The sequence below is a fragment of the Paractinoplanes tereljensis genome, assembly GCF_016862435.1.
Lineage (GTDB): Bacteria > Actinomycetota > Actinomycetes > Mycobacteriales > Micromonosporaceae > Actinoplanes > Actinoplanes tereljensis.
Window position 1 is genome coordinate 146732 of the sequence record NZ_BOMY01000025.1, and the last position, 16037, is coordinate 162768.

A 16037-nucleotide genomic window follows, 5' to 3' on the forward strand; every position below is an offset into this window, starting at 1 on the left:
GGCGTTTTTCGTGGAAACCCGGGCACGGGGTAGGGTCTGACGCCGTGCCCGGAGTTCCACGTCCCGAGACCGTCGCGCCGCTGCGATTGACTCAACTGGCAGCGTTGCTGCCGGCCCAGCTCAGCGGCCAGGACCTCCAGGTCACCGGCATCACGCACAGCAGTCGCGAGGTGCGTCCGGGTGATCTTTACGCCGCGTTGGCCGGTGCGAACCGGCACGGTGCGGAGTTCGTGACGGGGGCCGCCGAGGCGGGTGCGGTCGCGGTGCTGACCGACGCCGCGGGCCGCGAGGCGGCCCTGGCGGCCGGACTTCCGGTGCTGGTGGCGGACGACCCGCGCGCGGCGCTGGGCGCCGCCGCGGCGGCGATCTACGGCGATCCCTCGGCCCGGCTGATGATGATCGGCATTACGGGTACGGCGGGGAAGACGTCCACTGCCTATCTGGTCGAGTCCGGGTTGCGGGCGGCCGGCCTGACCACCGGCCTGATCGGCACCGTCGAGACCCGCCTGGGCGACCTGGTGGTGCCGAGTGTGCGGACCACCCCGGAGGCGACCGACCTGCAGGCGATCCTGGCCGCGGCGGCCGAGCGGGAGGTGACCGCGGTGGTGATGGAGGTGTCCAGCCACGCCCTCGCGGTGGGCCGGGTCAACGGCATCAGCTTCGCGGTCGGCGGCTACACCAACTTCGGGCTCGACCACCTCGACTTCCACGCCGACGCCGACGACTACTTCGCGGCCAAGGCGAAACTGTTCGACGGCCGCTGCCGGTCCGAGGTGCTCAACTTCGACGAACCGGCCCTGCGACCGCTGTTCAAGCCGTCGACGATCAGCTACTCGGCGGCCGGCGACCAGACCGCCTCGTGGTGGGCGTCGCAGGTGCGGCCGTCCGCGTTCGGGCAGCGGTTCGTGGCGCACGGGCCCGGCGGCATCCAGGTCGAGGCCGGGGTGGCGCTGCCCGGCCGGCACAACGTGGCCAACGCGCTGCTGGCACTCGCCTCGCTGGTCGCGGCCGGTATCGACCCGGCCGTGGCGGCCCGCGGCATCGCGGCCTGCCCGGGGGTGCCGGGCCGGCTCGAGCAGGTCGACGCGCCCGGTGACGTGCTGGGCGTGGTCGACTACGCGCACAAGACGGACGCGATCGTGGCGGCGCTGAGCGCGCTGCGCGAGCTGGCCACCGGGCGCGGCGGGCGGGTCATCTGCCTGATCGGCGCCGGTGGCGACCGGGACAAGGGCAAGCGGCCGCTGATGGGCGCGGCCGCCGCCCGCGGGGCCGACCTGGTGATCGTCACCGACGACAACCCGCGCACCGAGGACCCGGCCGAGATCCGGGCGGCGGTGCGGGTGGGTGCCGAGGGTGCCGGTTCCTCCGCCAAGATCATTGAAGTGGCCGGGCGGCGGGCCGCCATCGACGAGGCGGTCCGGCTGGCCGGGTCCGGGGACGTCATCGCGTTGCTGGGCAAGGGGCACGAGCGGGGCCAGGAGGTCAACGGAGAGATGCTGCCGTTCGACGACCGGATCGAGCTGGCCGAGGCTCTGCTCACCGCTTCAGGGGGACTTTCTTGATCCGCATGACGCTGGACGAGATCGCCAAGGTAACCGGCGGGCGTCTCGTCAACGCCGCGCCGTCGGTGGTCGTGTCGGGGCCGGTCGAGTACGACTCCCGTCGCGTCGGCGCCGGTGGGCTGTTCGTCGCCTTCGACGGCGAGAAGGTCGACGGGCACGCGTTCGCGCCGACCGCCGTGGCCGCCGGGGCCGCCGCCGTGCTGAGCAGCCGGGACACCGGGCAGCCGGGGGTCGTGGTGGAGGAGCCCCTGGTGGCTCTGGCCGCCCTGGCCCGCGAGGTCGTGTCGCGCCTGCCCGACCTGACGATCATCGGGCTGACCGGCTCGTCCGGAAAAACTACGACGAAGGACTACATCGGGCAGTTGCTGGCCCGGGTCGGACCGACCATCGCACCGGCCGGTTCGCTGAACAACGAGCTCGGATTTCCCTACACCGTTCTGCAGGCCACCGAGGAGACCCGGTTCCTGGTGCTGGAGATGGGTGCGCGCGGCATCGGGCACATCCGGTACCTCTGCGACATCGCCCGGCCCAACGTCGGCCTCGTGCTGAACATCGGGGCCGCGCACATCGGCGAGTTCGGCTCGATCGAGGGCACCGCGCAGGCCAAGGGCGAGCTTGTCGAGGCGCTCACGCCGGCCGGGATCGCGGTGCTCAACGCGGACGACCCGCTGGTGGCCGGGATGGCGTCGCGCACCTCGGCCCGGGTCCTGCTCACCGGGGAGTCGCCGGAGGCCGCCGTGCGCGCCACCGAGGTGTCGCTGGACTCGGCCGGGCGAGCTTCCTACCGCCTGGGCTACGACGGACATTTCGGAAATGTACGGCTTGGGGTGGCCGGTCGGCATCAGGTCGCCAACACCCTCGCCGCGGCGGGGGTCGCGCTCTCGCTCGGGATGGACTTCGACGACCTGGTCGGCGCGCTCGGCGAGATCGGGATCGTGTCGAGCCGGCGGATGGACGTGTTCACCCGGCCCGACGGGGTCACGGTGATCGACGACTCGTACAACGCCAACCCGTCCTCGACCGCGGCCGCGCTGCACGCGCTCGCCGCGATGTCGGCGGGGGGCCGCCGGATCGCGGTACTCGGGTACATGGCCGAACTCGGCCGCCACGAGGTGTCCGGGCACGTGGAGGTCGGCCGGCTGGCGGCCGAACTCGGCGTGGACCGGCTGATCGCGGTGGCCGACAACGCCCGCTCGATCCTGGACGGCGCTTCCGAGGTGGGGGACTGGACCGGCGAGGCCATCTTCGCCGATGATCAAGCATCCGCCCTCGGGTTCGTCACGAGGGATCTGCGAGCCGGCGATGTCGTGCTCGTGAAGGGCTCGAGGTACCGCACGTGGGACGTGGTCGATGGACTGCGCCCCGAGGAGGGTCGCCCGTGAGGGCAGTCATCGTCGCGGCCGCGGTCGCGTTCATCATCTCCCTGTTCGGCACGCCGGTCGCGATCAAGGTCTTCACCGCGCTCAAGGCCGGCCAGCCGATCCGCGGCACCCTCGGCCTGGCCAGCAACCAGGGCAAGAAGGGCACCCCGACGATGGGCGGGGTCGCCTTCATCGTGGCGACCGTCTTCGCGTACGTGGCCGGGCACATCGCCCTGACCACCCTGCCCGAGCGGCAGATCGCGCAGGAGGGGCCGACGATGACGGCCCTGGTCCTGCTCGGGTTGTTCGTCTTCTGCGGCGTGGTCGGCTTCCTGGACGACTTCCTCAAGATCCGTAAGCGCAACTCCGACGGCCTGTCGGCCAAGGGCAAGCTGCTCGGCCAGCTGATCGTCGGCACCGGGTTCGGCATCGCCGCGCTCTACGTGGCCAGCACCAACGGGCAGACCGTGGCCAGCGAGCACATCTCGTTCATCCGGGATGTCAGCTGGCTGAACGTCGGCAAGGTCGGCTCGGTGATGGTGTTCGTCTTCGTCATCATGGCGATGTCGAACGGCGTGAACCTCACCGACGGCCTGGACGGCCTGGCCACCGGCGCGTCGATCCTGGTCCTGGGTGCGTACGCGCTGATCGGGTTCTGGCAGTACCGGCACTGGTGCGGTGACACCGCGTACCAGCGGGCCAACGACTACTGCTACCAGGTGCGAGATCCGCTGGAGATCGCCATGATCGCGGCGGCGGCGGCCGCCGCCTGCGTGGGTTTCCTGTGGTGGAACACCTCGCCGGCCCGGATCTTCATGGGCGACACCGGGGCGCTCGGCCTCGGTGGCCTGATCGGCGGGCTGGCCGTGGCCACCCGCACCACGCTGCTGTCGATCATCATCGGCGGGCTCTTCGTGATCATCACGATGTCGGTGGTGATCCAGATCATCTCGTTCAAGACCACCGGTAAGCGGGTCTTCCGGATGTCCCCGCTCCAGCACCATTTCGAGCTGGCCGGCTGGAGCGAGGTCAACATTGTGGTGCGGTTCTGGATCGTGGCCGGCATCTGCGTGGCGATCGGTCTGGGCCTGTTCTACTCGGACTTCCTAGCGGTAATGGGCTGAGTCCAATTCAAATCCGCATATCTCTTTGCGACACGCCACGGTCATGACAGGGGCTCGCGTGTCGCCGGACAGATGATGTGTCCATGGCGGACGACCGAACGCAAGCGGCGGCTCGCCCGTCACTCAGCCGGCAGCTGCTGCCCGCCGTGCACGGGCTGCTCGCCCGTCCGCTCTCCTCGTACTACCTGCTGATCGCCAGTTCCGGCCTGCTGCTGCTGATCGGCCTGACGATGGTGTTCTCGGCGACCAGCGTCCGGGAGTACGCGAAGAACGGCAACGCCTTCTCGGCCATCGCCAACCAGGCCATCTACGCGCTGTTCGGCCTGGTGGTCTTCTGGATCTGCCAGCGCCTGCCCAGCGGGACGCTGCGGGACCTCGGCAAGTACATCCTCGGTGTGGCGATCGTGCTGCTCGCGGTCCTCGACCTGCTCGGCGCGCTGGAGTCGGTCGGGGTGCTCAAGTCGGCGGCGCTCGGCCCGCTGCACGCCGAGCTGCTCTGGCTGTACGTCGGCCCGATCGGCATGCAGCCGGCCGAACTGGCCAAGCTCGGCATGGTGCTGTGGGGCGCCGACGTGATCGCCCGCAAGGGCCCGGCGCTCGGACACTGGCGGGAGTTGTCCCGTCCGCTGTTCCCGGTGATCGGGCTGCTGTTCGTGCTGGTCGGCTACAACGACCTGGGCACCATGCTGGTGCTGCTCGCGCTGATCGTCGGGCTGCTCTGGGCGGCCGGGGTGCGGTTGCGGGTGTTCGCGGCCCTCGGCGTACTCGGACTGGCCGGCATCGGCCTGCTCATCGCGGCCGCCTCCGGCGGCGCCGGCTCCGGGTCGACCGGCGCCGAGAACTACCGGCTGGCCCGGCTCACCGACTTCCTCAAGCCGCTCGACCAGTGCGACACGAGCGGGCCCTGCTACCAGCTCATCCAGGCCCGGTCGGCGATCTTCGAGGGCGGCTGGTTCGGGGTCGGGCTCGGCAAGGGCGTGATGAAGTGGAACTGGCTGCCCGAGGCCTCCAACGACTTCATCTTCGGGGTGGTCGCCGAGGAGCTGGGCGTGGTCGGCTGCGCCGTGGTGCTGGCGCTGTTCTCGGTATTGGCGTACACCGGGTTCCGGATCGCCCGCCGCTCGGCCGACCCTTTCCGCCGGCTCGCCGCGACCGCGATCACCACCTGGCTGGTCTCCCAGGCCGTCATCAACATCGGCGGCGTGACCGGCATGCTGCCCATCACCGGCCTGCCGCTGCCGTTCATCTCCGCAGGCGGTAGCGCCCTCGTGGTGACGCTCGCGGCGATCGGCATGCTCGCCTCGTTCGCCCGGGCCGAGCCGGACGCGGCCAAGGCCCTGAACGCCCGTCCGCCCGCGCGATGGGTACGCCTACTATGGGCCCCGCTGCCGCCCCTCCCCCCGCAACGGCAGCCGGCTCCCAAGAAGAGCAGCCGGGCACCTGCCGACGCCGGGGGTTTGAGGAGACGGTGATGGGTTTGCTGCGGTCGGTCGTGCTCGCCGGAGGAGGCACCGGCGGTCACATCTATCCGCTGCTCGCCTTTGCCGATGCCGTGAAACGGCACTTCCCGGATGTCCGGATCACCACTCTGGGCAGCCCGAAGGGCATGGAGAACGAGCTGATCCCGCCGGCCGGTTACGACCTTCGGGTCATCCCGGCCTTCCAGCTCCCGCGCTCGGTCAACCTGAACCTGCTGCGCACCCCGGACCGGATGTACAAGTCGTCGCACGCGGCCGGCAAGATCATCGACGAGGTGCAGGCCGACGTCGTGGTCGGCTTCGGTGGGTACGTGTCGGTGCCGGCCTACCTCGCGGCCTGGCGCCGGGAGCTGCCCATCGTGATCCACGAGGTGAACGTGCCGCCGGGGGTGGCCAACCGGATGGGCATGAAGTTCACCAAGAACATCGCGGTCGGCTTCCCCAACCAGCCGAAGGCCGCCGAGTCGCTCAAGGATGCCCGGGTCGTCGGCGTGCCGCTGCGCACCGCGCTCACCCACCTCGACCGGGCGGCGCTGCGACCGCAGGCGCTCTACCACTTCGGCCTGCGCCCCGACCTGCCGGTGCTGTTCGTCTCCGGCGGGTCGTCCGGGGCCCGCACGATCAACCTGGCGGTGGCGGCGGCGGCCAAGCGGCTCGCGCACGCCGGCATCCAGGTGCTGCACGTGCAGGGCGGCCGCAACGACCCGTTCGAGGTGCCCGCCGACCTCCCGGTGCCGTACGTGGTGATTCCCTACCTTTCGGACATGCAGCTCGGGTACGCCGCCGCCGACCTGATGCTCTGCCGGGGCGGGGCGATCACGGTGGCCGAGACGACCGCGCTCGGCGTGCCGGCGGTCTACGTGCCGTACCCGCACAGCAACCAGGAACAGAAGCGAAATGCCCTACCGGTGGTGGAGTCGGGTGGGGGCATGCTGGTGGACAACGCCGAACTGACCCCCGAGTGGATCGAGCAGCAGATCATCCCGTTGGCACGCGACCGCCAGCGGCTCGCGATGATGGGTGCCGCCGCTTCGCGCTACGGACGACGCGACGGCGACGAGGCCCTGCTGGAATTCGTTCTCGAAGCGGTGGCGAAGGCAAAGTGAAGGGGACTGGACAGTGAACACCGCGGAGCTCACCCCGGCCGGCAAGCTGACCGCCGAAGAACTGGGCAGCGTGCACCTGATCGGCATCGGCGGGGTCGGCATGGGCGGTCTCGCCCGGCTGCTGCTCACCCGCGGGGTGCCGGTCTCCGGCAGCGAGCTGCGCGAGTGGCCGGCCCTGGCCGCTCTGCGCGCGCTGGGCGGCACCGTGCACATGTCGCACGTGGCGTCGAACCTGGACGGCGTCGACACCGTCGTCTACTCCACCGCGATCCCGCACGACCACCTCGAGCTGGCCGAGGCGCGCAAGCGTGGCCTGCGCATCCTGCACCGCTCCGAGGCCCTGGCCGCGGCGATGACCAACCGGCAGGCCATCGCGGTGGCCGGCACCCACGGCAAGACCACCACCACCTCGATCATGACGGTGATCCTGCAGCACGCCGGGCAGGACCCGTCGTTCGTGATCGGCGGCGAGATCTCCGAGGCCGGCTCGAACGGGCACCACGGCACCGGCCCGCACTTCGTGGCCGAGGCCGACGAGTCCGACAAGTCCTTCCTGATCTACCGGCCGCACGTCGCGATCATCACCAACATCGAGGGCGATCACCTCAACAACTGGGGTGACCTGGAGGGGCTCAAGGCCGGGTTCCTGCAGTTCGCCGGGCTGACCGACGACGACGGCTTCGTGGTGACCTGCGCCGACGACCCCGGCACCCAGGAGCTGATCGCGGCCCTGCGGGCGGCCGGTCGCACGATCTACACGTACGGCGAGCGTGACGACGCCGACCTGCGGATCAGCGAGGTCGTCTCCACCGTCAGCGGCGTGCGCTACCTGGCGTGGCTGGACGGCCAGCCGCTCGGCGAGATCAAGCTGGCCCTGCCGGGCAAGCACATGGGCCTGAACAGCGCGGCCGCCGTGCTCACCGCGCTGCGCCTGGGCCTGCCGCTCGACAAGATCACCGAGGCGCTGGCCTCGTTCCCCGGGGTGCGCCGGCGCTTCGAGCGCAAGGGCATCGCCGCCGGGGTGCGGGTCTACGACGAGTACGCGTACCACCCGACCTCGGTCAAGGCCGCGCTGCTGACCCTGCGCGAGGTGGCCGGCGACGGCCGGTTGCTTGTCGTCTTCCAGCCCTACCGGGTCTACCGCACCCGCGACCTGCAGGCCGAGCTGGCCGAAGGGCTGGCGATCGCCGACCAGGTGATCGTGATGGAGGTCTTCGGACCGGGCGAGGTGCGCGGGCCGGGCGAGGGCGGGGTGTCGCTGACCGCGGCCATCGACCTGCCGGCCGAGCAGAAGGTGTTCGTGCCCGACTGGGAGGACGTGCCGGCCGAGGTGCTGCGCCGCAGCCGCCCCGGTGACGTGGTGGTGACCATGGGCGCCCCGCCGATCTCGATGATGGGCGACGAGCTGCTGACCGCGCTGGCCTCGGCCTCGCCGGACCAGGCGGAGTAGGCGACCGTGAGCGGGGGCGGCGGGCGCAACTGGCGGCTGGTCCGGGCGAACACCGACGCGGTGCCGCCCTCGGCCCGGCGTTTCATGGCGCGCGCCCGCCAGCGGCGGTTACGGGCCGTCCTGCCGTGGGCGGTGGCGGCCGGGGTGGCCCTGGTGATCGGCGGTCTGACCTGGGTCGTCTACGGCACGCCGCTGCTCGGGGTGCGGGACGTCAAGGTGGTCGGCGTCCAGTTCCTCACCACGCTGCAGGTCGAGGAGGCCGCCGCGGTGCCGATGGCCGAGCCGCTGGCCCGGGTCGACCTCGACTCGGTGCGGGCCCGGGTGCGTGGCCTGGCCGCGGTCGACCGGGTCACGGTGCGGCGCAGCTGGCCGTCGACCCTGGTGGTCGAGGTGGTCGAGCGCACGCCGGTGGCGGCGGTGCCGGTCGCGCCGGGCAAGCTCACCCTGATCGACGCGACCGGGGTGCCGTACCGCGAGGTGAGCCGTCAGCCGGACGGCCTGCCGCTGCTGCGCACCGCGTCGCCCGGCCCGACCGACCAGAACACCCGCTCGGCGCTGACCGTGCTGGACGCCCTCAGTGCCGAGCTGCGGGAGCAGCTGGTCGCGATCTCGGCGGCCACCCCGGCGCAGATCCGGCTGCAGCTGACCAAGGAGCGGGTCGTGGTCTGGGGCGACGACACCGAGAGCGACACCAAGAGCCAGGTGGCGACCGCCCTGCTGAAGAAGGCAGCGAAGCAGATCGATGTGAGCGCGCCGAAGGTCGTGACTATCCGCTGACCGGGTGACCAAGCGGACATTCGGGCAGGAACGGTGTATTTTTCTGGAGGTTACGGCCGCGTCGGATATTCGCCAGCTAAGCGCTCGTCGACACGCCGCGCCGGTCCTTGGTTGCGGCATTACATGCGTTTACGTTGCCCCCAGAGGTTGAATGGTTGACATAACCCTAAGCCTCTAGTAGAGGGTGAGGGTTTCCTCGCCCTCCCTTGTACGGCAGCGGATGTTCGAGTTGCGGTTCCTGGCCGGATCGCACGGGGCCCACGACATCCGCCAACCCCGAAGGGAAGGCTGAGCCCGATGACACCTCCACACAACTACCTGGCGGTCATCAAGGTCGTCGGGATCGGCGGTGGCGGCGTCAATGCCGTGAACCGCATGATCGAGGTGGGGCTCAAGGGTGTTGAGTTCATCGCGATCAACACCGACGCCCAGGCGCTACTGATGAGTGACGCCGACGTCAAGCTCGACGTCGGCCGGGAGCTGACCCGCGGCCTTGGCGCCGGGGCCCAGCCCGAGGTCGGCAAGAACGCCGCCGAGGACCACCGCGACGAGATCGAAGAGGTGCTCAAGGGCGCCGACATGGTCTTCGTGACGTGTGGCGAGGGTGGCGGCACCGGCACCGGCGGCGCGCCCGTCGTCGCCAACATCGCCCGCAAGCTGGGCGCGCTCACCATCGGCGTGGTCACCCGGCCGTTCTCGTTCGAGGGCAAGCGCCGCCAGGTGCAGGCCGAGGCCGGCATCGACGAGCTGCGCAACCAGTGCGACACCCTGATCGTCATCCCGAACGACCGGCTGCTCGCCCTGGGTGACCGCGGCATCAGCATGATGGACGCGTTCCGGCAGGCCGACCAGGTGCTGCTCTCCGGTGTTCAGGGCATCACCGACCTGATCACCACGCCGGGTCTGATCAACCTGGACTTCGCCGACGTCAAGAGCGTGATGAGTGGCGCCGGCAGTGCCCTGATGGGCATCGGCAGCGCGCGTGGCGACAACCGCGCCGTCGAGGCGGCCGAGAAGGCGATCTCCAGCCCGCTGCTGGAGCAGAGCATGGACGGCGCCCGCGGCGTGCTGCTCTCCATCGCCGGCGGTTCCGACCTGGGCCTGTTCGAGATCAACGACGCGGCCCAGCTGGTCACCGACGCGGCCCACCCGGACGCGAACATCATCTTCGGTGCGGTCATCGACGACGCGCTCGGCGACGAGGTGCGGGTCACCGTGATCGCGGCCGGGTTCGACGGCGGCACCCCGTCGTACAAGCCGGTCGAGACCACCCGCAAGGTCACGCCGCCGGTGCAGACCGCACCCGCGACGCCGGCCCCGCCGGTGGTCAGCACGCCGGCCCCGCCGGTGCAGCCGACGCGGCGGGTGCTGTTCGACGACGTGGACGTTCCGGACTTCCTCAAGAACGGCTCCTGAGGGCCGGTGACCGACGCCGCGCGGCGCGACGAACTCGCCGTTTCCCTCGCCGAGGTGCGGGAGCGGATCGTGCGCGCCTGCGTGGCGGCCGGCCGGGAGCCGGACGCGGTCACGCTGGTGGCGGTCACCAAGACCTACCCGGTCAGCGACGTGGTGTTGCTGGCCGGGCTCGGCGTCACCGACGTGGGGGAAAACCGCGATCAGGAGGCCGGGCCGAAGATCGAGGCGGCGCGGGCCGCCGGCGCGACGCCGCGATGTCACTTCATCGGTCAGTTGCAGCGGAACAAGGCCAAGTCGGTGGCCGGGTACGCGGACGTGATCGAGACGGTCGACTCGGTCCGGCTGGTGACCGCGCTGGACCGCGCGGCGGCCGACCGGCCGGAACCGCTCGGTGTCCTGGTGCAGGTGAGCATCGACGGGGACGTGGCCCGGGGCGGCGCGGTCGAAGACGATCTATGGCGGATATCCGACGCGGTGGCCGCCACGACCACGCTCCGGCTCGGCGGCGTGATGGCGGTGGCGCCCCGGGAGTGGGACCCGGACCGCGCGTTCGAGCAGCTGGCCGTCCGGTCCGCCGGGCTCGTCGAGCGGCATCCGGTGGCGACGGCCATCTCGGCCGGCATGAGCGGCGACCTCGAGGCGGCCGTCCGGCACGGTGCGACACACGTCCGGATCGGCACTTCTTTGCTCGGAATGCGAAACCTGCTGCGGTAGCCTTGCGGCGGGCAGCAAACTACATAGGTGTTGTTTAGCAACATGGCGTTGCCGGTCCGGATCGGACGGTCGGCACCGTGAGGGGGGAGCGGTTCGCCGGGGGGCGCGCACCGCGTAGCGGACTGAAGGTGGGGGACATGTCTGGTCGGGTCGACATCGCCCGGGTGCGGAATGGGGCGGGGGCATGAGCGAGCGCAGCGAGCGAATCAGCAGGCTCAGTGCGGAATTTGCTCTTGGCAGCTCGGAGCGAAGCGAGGAGCTGACATGAGCGCTATTCGGAAGGCGGGCGTCTGGCTGGGCCTGGTCGAGGAGGACGAGGACCGCGACTACGGCGAGCATGACTACCGCGAGTCCTCCTACCGTGGCCGTGAGCGCGATCGCGATCGCGACCGTGGCGACCGCTACTCGAGCTCCCGCTACATCGACGACGAGGACGACGAGGCCGAGGAGGAGGAGCGGGCCGTCCCGCGCGCCCGCACCGAGCGGACCCGCGTCTCGGAGCGGCTGTCCCGCGCCGACCTCGATGACCACGATCGGGTGGATTCCGGCGATCGGGCCCGGGTGCGTTCGATCACCCGGCCGAACACGTCGAGCGAGCAGGCCGCGCCGCTGAGTTACGCCACCCGGGACAACCTGGCCCTGGCGCCGCAGCAGGTGCACCAGCCGCAGCCGCAGGCCCGCCCGGTCGAGGAGGAGCAGCGGTACCAGATCACCACGCTGCACCCGACCACGTACCGCGAGGCGCGCACCATCGGCGAGCACTTCCGGGACGGTGTGCCGGTGATCATCAATCTCACCGAGATGGACGAGAGTGACGCTAGACGACTGGTCGACTTCGCGGCCGGTCTGGCGTTCGGTCTTCGCGGTACGATCGAGCGCGTGACCAACCGGGTTTTCCTGCTCTCACCGGCAAATGTCCAGGTCACGGCAGAGGACAAGGCCAAGATCGCCGAGGGTGGGTTCTTCAACCAGGCCTGACCCCGAACGAGGGACCCTCAGACGTGCTGTCGATCCTGTTCCAAATCCTCTACCTTGTGGTCTATCTTTTCGTCCTGGTCCTGCTGGCCAGGTTCGTTCTGTCCGCGGTACTCCAGTACGGACGGCGGTGGCAGCCCGGCAGGGGCGCGTCGGCGGCACTCGAAACGGTGTGGAGCGTCACTGACCCGCCTCTCAAGGCGTTGAGGCGTGTGATCCCACCGCTGCGCATTGGTAACGTGAGCTTGGACCTGGCTTCCATCGTGCTGCTGGTTATCCTGTTCGTGCTCATGGAACTAGTGCTAACAAAATTGATCTCGACGTACAGCTAGACAGCAGCCCCCACCGCGGCCGCGACTGACCCGAGGAGTTTCGATGCCGCTGACCCCGGCCGACGTGCACAACGTCGCCTTCAAGAAGCCCCCGATCGGCAAGCGGGGGTACGACGAGGAGGAGGTCGACGCCTTCCTAGACGAGGTCGAGCGCGAACTCGCTCGTCTTATCGAAGAGAACAACGAGCTGCGCGCCCAGGTGGAGCGCGGCGGCCGGGGTGGCGCGCCAGCCGTCTCGGGTGCCGACCCCCGTCTTGCCGCCGAGCTCAACGACGTCAAAGCGCAGTTGGACCGCGTCCAGCGGGACAAGGCGCAGGCCGAACAGGCCGCCCGGCAGATGCAGGCCGAGCTGGAGCAGGTCCGGGCCCAGGGCCCGGTCGGTGCGCCGGCTGGTGCCACCGGTGACGGTGAGCAGCAGGCCCTGCGCGTGCTGATGATGGCCCAGCGCACGGCCGACGACCACGTGTCGGACGCCCGTCGCGAAGCCGACAAGCTTCTCTCCGACGCCCGTTCCAAGGCCGAAGAGGTCACCCGCGAGGCCCGCGCCAAGGCCGACGCTCTCGAGCGGGACGCTCGCCAGCGCCACCAGGAAGCCATGGGCGGCCTGGACGCCAAGCGGTCGGCACTGCAGAAGCACATCGAGGAGCTCAAGCAGTTCGAGCGGGAGTACCGCACGCGACTGAAGGCCTACCTCGAGAGCCAGCTGCGCGACCTCGACGGTCGTGGCCAGGGCCTCGAAGCCGAGATGTCGCGAGCCGACTCGGCCCGCGCGGTCGGTGGTTCCGGCGGACTCGCCGCGGCCGGCCTCGCCGGTTCGTACGGCGGTTCCCGCACCGGTGCCATCGAGTCCGGGCGCTGACCCTCCACCCCCGGTAACCCCGACGAGGATGAGCCATGATCGTTGCTAGTTTGCTGCTCATCCTCGTCGCGGTGACGCTGCTCGTGCTGGGCCTCACCGGCGGTTCGAGCAACCTCCTGATCAGCTCGATCGTCGCCAGTCTGTTGGCCGCGGTCGCCCTGGTCATCGGCGCGCGCCAGAACGCGAGCGCCCGCCGCGCCGCGGCCGAGGCGGAACCGGCGACCGGCCGCACCGACGATTTTGCCGACCCGCCCCCGGCCTTCGCAGCCGAACCGGCATTTGCGGCCGAACCGGCATTTGCCGCCGAGCCCGAGTTCGCCGCCGACAGCCAGGACCGTCGCGAGACCGTCCAGTTCGACACCGGCCCGTTGCGTGACGACTTCCGCGACCAGGCCGATTTCCGCGAGCCGGACTTCCGCGAGCCGGACTTCCGCGAGACAGACTTCCGCGACGAGCAGGCCGAAGCCTTCGAGGCCGGGCGCCGGGACACCGTCGCCGGCATGACCGCCGGTGCCCCGGGTGCGCATGACGACCTCGACCTGATGGACGACTTCGACCTGGACCGCGAGCACGCCGCCGAGCCGGAACCCGACTACGAGCGGGCGGCCGAGGCGATCAACGCCGCACGCAGCGAGACCCCCGGCGTGGACGCCTGGCGCCGCCCCGACGCGCACGCCGAACCGATCGACGCCGACCTGGCCGACGACGACCTCGGCGAGGCCGACGACGACGATCCGGCCGACGAGCCGCTGCCGCAGGTGGTCAGCCCGGGCGACGCGGTCCGGGTGGCCCGGATGGACGCCGAGGTGCTTGTCGTCGACGGGCGCCCGCGCTACCACGTGCCCGACTGCCAGCACCTGGTCGGCCGGCTGAGCGAGCCGATCCCGGTCAACGAGGCCGTCGAGCTGGGCTTCAGCCCCTGCGGCCTGTGCCGCCCGGTCGACCGCCTGGTCGCCGCCGCCGCCCGCAACTGAGGCCCCAGGCGACCCTGCCTGCACAATGTTGGGCATGGTCAACCGCCGTCCCGCTGAAACCGCCGCCCTGTCCGTGGCCGTCCGGGTTCGTCCGGGGGCCGGCCGGGACCGGGTCGGCGGGCGATACGAGGGGCCGCACGGGCCCGCGCTGATCGTCGCGGTGGGGGCGCCGGCGGTCGACGGCAAGGCGACCGAGGCGGTCCGGCGGGCGCTCGCCGACGCGCTCGGGGTGCGCCCGGCGGCGGTGACGCTGCGACTCGGCGCGACCAGTCGCGACAAGGTCTTCACGGTGACCACGGAGAGCGACGAGACGCTCGCGCGCCTGGTCGCGGTACGTGACGGCGCCGGGTCGGCGTGACCGGCCACCTCGATATCGCGCTGCTCGTCGGGGCCGCGGTTCTGCTGGTCGCGGTGTTCGCGGTGCGGGTCTCCACCCGGCTCGGCCTGCCCAGTCTTCTCGTCTACCTGGCGATCGGCATGATCATCGGGGAGGCCGGCTTCGGCATCCGCTTCGACGACGCCGAGCTGACCCGGACGCTCGGCTTCTGCGCGCTCATCGTGATCATCGCGGAGGGCGGGCTGACCGCCCGGTGGAGCACGCTGCGGCCGGTGCTCGGTCTGTCGGTCTCGCTGGCCACCGTCGGCGTCGGGGTGAGCATCCTGGTAGTCGGCGTTGTCGCACATTTCGGCCTTGGTCTGAATTGGCGGTTGGCGCTGCTTTACGGTGCGGTGCTCTCCTCGACCGACGCCGCGGCGGTCTTCGCCACCCTGCGGCGCCTGCGGCTGCCGCGCCGGCTGGTCACCACCCTGGAGGCCGAGTCCGGCCTCAACGACGCCCCGGTGGTCCTGCTGGTCGTCCTGCTGAGCGCTACGACGGTGGGCCACCACCCCTGGTGGTACGAGGTGCTGCTGGTCGCGTACGAGCTGGCGGCGGGCACCGCGATCGGGCTGGCGGTGGGCGTGGCCGGCCGGTGGACGCTGCGCCGCGCGGCCCTGCCGTCGGCCGGTCTCTATCCGATCGCCGCGGTCGGGCTCACCGTTCTCGCCTATGCGGCCGGCACCGTCGCGCACGCCTCCGGCTTCCTCGCCGTCTATGTGGCCGGGGTGGTCCTCGGCAACGGCCGGCTGCCGCACCGGCGGGCCGTGCTGGGTTTCGCCGACGGCCTCGCCTGGCTCGCCCAGATCGGCCTGTTCGTGCTGCTCGGCCTGCTCGCCTCGCCCGACCGGCTGGCCGACGCCCTGGTTCCGGCGCTGGTCGTCGGCCTGGCCCTGGTGCTGCTGGCCCGCCCGCTGTCGGTGATCGTGTCGGCGGTGCTGGCCCGGCCGGTGCGCGGCCCGCGCCGGCCCGGCAACCGGGTCGGCTGGCGCGGCACCGCGTTCCTGTCCTGGGCCGGGCTGCGCGGCGCGGTCCCGATCGTGCTGGCCACGATCCCGCTCTCGGCCGGCTCGCCGGGCGCGGACGGCCTGTTCGACGCGGTGTTCGTGCTGGTCATCATCTTCACCCTGCTGCAGGCGGGCACGCTCGGCCGGGCCGCGAAACTGCTCAAGGTGACCGCGCCGGACGAGCCCGCCGAGATCCATGTGGAGACCGCGCCGCTGGAGAACATGCAGGCCGACCTGCTGCAGCTGGACGTGGCCCCGGGGTCGCGGCTGTCCGGGGTCTACATCGACGAGCTGCGCCTTCCGGCCGGCGCCTCGGTGACCTTGGTGGTGCGCGACGGTGCCGGCTTCGTGCCGGGCCCGGACACCCGGCTGCGGACCGGGGACGCCCTGCTGATCGTGGCCACCGCGGCGGTCCGCGACGTGGCCGAGCGGCGCCTGCGGGCGGTGAGCCGGCGCGGCCGGCTGGCCCGCTGGTTCGGCGAGGACGGCCGGGAACAGCAGTCCTGAATCGGGAACGGTCAGGTAT

Annotated in this window: 14 protein-coding genes and 1 pseudogene; all 15 read left to right on the top strand. The window is 71.1% G+C overall.

Annotated features, from left to right (window positions below; genetic code table 11):
* The first annotated feature begins 44 nt into the window (after nt 1–44).
* Nucleotides 45–1562, top strand: coding sequence for a UDP-N-acetylmuramoyl-L-alanyl-D-glutamate--2,6-diaminopimelate ligase (locus Ate02nite_RS19650; protein WP_203807545.1), 1518 nt, complete (start codon nt 45–47; stop codon nt 1560–1562).
* Nucleotides 1559–2944 carry a UDP-N-acetylmuramoyl-tripeptide--D-alanyl-D-alanine ligase gene (locus tag Ate02nite_RS19655; protein ID WP_203807547.1) on the top strand — a complete coding sequence of 462 codons (1386 nt, stop codon included), beginning with the start codon at nt 1559–1561 and terminating at the stop codon, nt 2942–2944. Before Ate02nite_RS19650 ends, Ate02nite_RS19655 begins: the two co-directional genes overlap by 4 nt.
* Nucleotides 2941–4047 (top strand): phospho-N-acetylmuramoyl-pentapeptide-transferase, encoded by a 1107-nt coding sequence (mraY, locus tag Ate02nite_RS19660; RefSeq protein ID WP_203807549.1) that lies wholly within the window; start codon nt 2941–2943, stop codon nt 4045–4047. Before Ate02nite_RS19655 ends, mraY begins: the two co-directional genes overlap by 4 nt.
* 83 nt (nt 4048–4130) lie before the next feature.
* Nucleotides 4131–5519 (top strand): FtsW/RodA/SpoVE family cell cycle protein, encoded by a 1389-nt coding sequence (locus tag Ate02nite_RS19665; RefSeq protein ID WP_203807551.1) that lies wholly within the window; start codon nt 4131–4133, stop codon nt 5517–5519.
* Nucleotides 5519–6631, top strand: a complete 1113-nt coding sequence (gene murG / locus Ate02nite_RS19670; protein WP_203807553.1) for an undecaprenyldiphospho-muramoylpentapeptide beta-N-acetylglucosaminyltransferase — start codon at nt 5519–5521, stop codon at nt 6629–6631. The genes Ate02nite_RS19665 and murG overlap by 1 nt, the downstream gene beginning before the upstream one ends.
* Nucleotides 6632–6644: 13 nt before the next feature.
* Nucleotides 6645–8081: a UDP-N-acetylmuramate--L-alanine ligase gene (murC, locus tag Ate02nite_RS19675; protein WP_203807555.1), complete on the top strand. Its 1437-nt coding sequence runs from the start codon at nt 6645–6647 to the stop codon at nt 8079–8081.
* Nucleotides 8082–8087: 6 nt separating this feature from the next.
* Nucleotides 8088–8858 carry a cell division protein FtsQ/DivIB gene (locus tag Ate02nite_RS19680; RefSeq protein ID WP_239147526.1) on the top strand — a complete coding sequence of 257 codons (771 nt, stop codon included), beginning with the start codon at nt 8088–8090 and terminating at the stop codon, nt 8856–8858.
* 297 nt (nt 8859–9155) lie between these two features.
* Nucleotides 9156–10274: a cell division protein FtsZ gene (gene ftsZ, locus Ate02nite_RS19685; protein ID WP_203807557.1), complete on the top strand. Its 1119-nt coding sequence runs from the start codon at nt 9156–9158 to the stop codon at nt 10272–10274.
* 6 nt (nt 10275–10280) lie between these two features.
* A complete protein-coding gene (locus Ate02nite_RS19690; protein WP_203807559.1) occupies nt 10281–10988 on the top strand; it encodes a YggS family pyridoxal phosphate-dependent enzyme in 708 nt (235 codons plus the stop codon).
* A 264-nt stretch (nt 10989–11252) separates the two neighbouring features.
* A complete protein-coding gene (locus tag Ate02nite_RS19695) occupies nt 11253–11966 on the top strand; it encodes a cell division protein SepF (RefSeq protein ID WP_203807561.1) in 714 nt (237 codons plus the stop codon).
* Nucleotides 11967–11989: 23 nt separating this feature from the next.
* Nucleotides 11990–12295 carry a YggT family protein gene (locus Ate02nite_RS19700; protein ID WP_203807563.1) on the top strand — a complete coding sequence of 102 codons (306 nt, stop codon included), beginning with the start codon at nt 11990–11992 and terminating at the stop codon, nt 12293–12295.
* Between the two features lie 43 nt (nt 12296–12338).
* On the top strand, nt 12339–13154 hold the full coding sequence (locus Ate02nite_RS19705) for a DivIVA domain-containing protein (RefSeq protein WP_203807565.1): 816 nt from the start codon (nt 12339–12341) through the stop codon (nt 13152–13154).
* A 35-nt stretch (nt 13155–13189) separates the two neighbouring features.
* A pseudogene (locus Ate02nite_RS19710) lies at nt 13190–13375 on the top strand (hypothetical protein); the annotation flags it as partial.
* A 787-nt stretch (nt 13376–14162) separates the two neighbouring features.
* A complete protein-coding gene (locus Ate02nite_RS19715; RefSeq protein WP_203807567.1) occupies nt 14163–14486 on the top strand; it encodes a DUF167 domain-containing protein in 324 nt (107 codons plus the stop codon).
* Nucleotides 14483–16018 (top strand): potassium/proton antiporter, encoded by a 1536-nt coding sequence (locus Ate02nite_RS19720; protein ID WP_203807569.1) that lies wholly within the window; start codon nt 14483–14485, stop codon nt 16016–16018. The genes Ate02nite_RS19715 and Ate02nite_RS19720 overlap by 4 nt, the downstream gene beginning before the upstream one ends.
* Nucleotides 16019–16037 lie beyond the last annotated feature (19 nt).